Source organism: Zoogloea dura (assembly GCF_012927165.1).
In the GTDB taxonomy this organism is placed as follows: Bacteria; Pseudomonadota; Gammaproteobacteria; order Burkholderiales; family Rhodocyclaceae; genus Zoogloea; species Zoogloea dura.
In genome coordinates this window covers 1-1,128 of record NZ_JABBGA010000080.1, presented here as the reverse complement: position 1 = coordinate 1,128, position 1,128 = coordinate 1, and the positions used below count along the sequence as shown (strand labels likewise).

Genomic DNA, 1,128 nt, shown 5'->3' with positions numbered 1-1,128 from the left:
CCGGGTGGCCGGCCACCGGCCGCTGGCCCAGCCAGTAGCCACCACCGGCAGCCAGGGCGACCGAGAGGCCGATCACAATACCTGCGCCTGTTTTCATAGATCTTCTCCGAGGATTCGTTCGATTTCTGCAAGACGTAGCTGGGCTTCCGCCTGGGCCTTGATGCGGCCCTGCCGGGCCTGGCGAATCTGCCGCTGGGCGTCGAGCAGCGTCGCAAAATCCACCTTGCCGGTTTCGTAACCGGCCAGCGCGGCCTTGAAAGTCAGTTCGGACTGCGGCAACAGGCTGGTTGCGGCAAGGGTTTCGGTTCGCCGCGCAGCATCGAAGCCGGACAGGTTCTCAGCCAGTTCGCCCAAGACCTGATTGGCGGTCGCGTCGCGACGGGCTTGCGCGGCCGACAGCATGGCTTCCGACTCGCGCTCCTGGGCCCGGCGGGAACCCTGCTGCAGGGGCAGGTTCAGTTCGACCATCAGCTCCCATTCCTTCACGGAGCCCTGGTACTGGATCGGCGAGACACCCAGCGTGAAGTCGGGGTAGCGGTTTTTGTAAGTCAGTTCGCGATTCTTCTCGGCCGAGCGGATCCGGGCCTCTTCGGCAAAGAGCTGCGGGTTCTTTGTCCGCACACGCTCCTCAAGAGCCCGCGGGTCGAGCTGGGCCGGGGCTGGCAGCGTTCTCAGCCGCTCTGGCACTGCAAGTGGGGACGCGCTGGGCCTTGCAAGGAGGGCATTCAGCCGCGCCTGCCATTGCCGGCGCTCATTCTCCAGGGCAACCAACTCACTCTTCATGCCGGTCTGCTCCACCTGCGCCCGAATCACGTCCTGCTGGGCGGCCAGCCCTCCGGCGTAGCGCACCTGGGCGATCTTCTCCAGGCGCGTCATCAGGTCGAGGATTTCGCGGGTCAATTGCTCGTTGCGATGGACGTACTGGAGCTGCGAGTAAGCGGTCTTGATGCGGGCGGCGAGCTCCGCCCAAGTGCCGCTGGCGCGTCCGTCGGCGCCACGCGCGTCGAGTTCGGCGATCTCCCGCTTGAGATCCCGCTTGCCGAGCCACGGCACGTCCTGCATCAACAGGTAACGCGTGCTGCCGACCCGGGCCGGCGCCAGGGTGGGGCTCTGGTCACCCATGCGGGT

The 1,128-nt window shown here is 66.2% G+C and carries 1 protein-coding gene; it reads right to left on the bottom strand.

Annotated elements, in window-relative coordinates; all coding sequences use genetic code 11:
• Positions 1 to 93: 93 nt before the first annotated feature.
• On the bottom strand, positions 94 to 1,128 hold a 1,035-nt coding region (locus HHL15_RS27105; RefSeq protein WP_169148697.1), incomplete at its 5' end, for a TolC family protein.